This window comes from Exiguobacterium sp. s56, assembly GCF_018618255.1.
GTDB lineage: Bacteria > Bacillota > Bacilli > Exiguobacteriales > Exiguobacteriaceae > Exiguobacterium > Exiguobacterium chiriqhucha.
The window spans coordinates 1-300 of record NZ_JACSLR010000057.1 but is presented as its reverse complement, the minus strand read 5'-3'; the positions used below and the strand labels follow the sequence as shown (position 1 = coordinate 300).

At 46.0% G+C, this 300-nt stretch carries 1 pseudogene; it reads right to left on the bottom strand.

Annotated elements, in window-relative coordinates:
* Window positions 1-96: 96 nt before the first annotated feature.
* Window positions 97-300: pseudogene (locus KNP71_RS15970) on the bottom strand (ATP-binding protein); the annotation flags it as partial.

Below are 300 nucleotides of genomic sequence, written 5' to 3'. Positions count from 1 at the left end.
CTACTCTATCGGAGTTCTGTTCTGATTTTTCGGCAATAGTGTAAAATCGTATCGAGCAAAAACTGTCAATTTTATTTTAGCGTTCACAGAAGTCCGATAACCTTTCGTGACAGCTTCCGCAGCGATTGAAATTGCCAAGTGTGTCTTCCCCACCCCCGGCGGGCCCAATAATAATACATTGAAGCCGTTATCGATGAACCGACAGGTCATCACCTCCCTGACGCGCTTTTCATTGATGCTCGGCTGAAACGCAAAGTCGAAGTCTTCTAGCGTCTTAAAATAGGGGAGTCTGGCACGTTT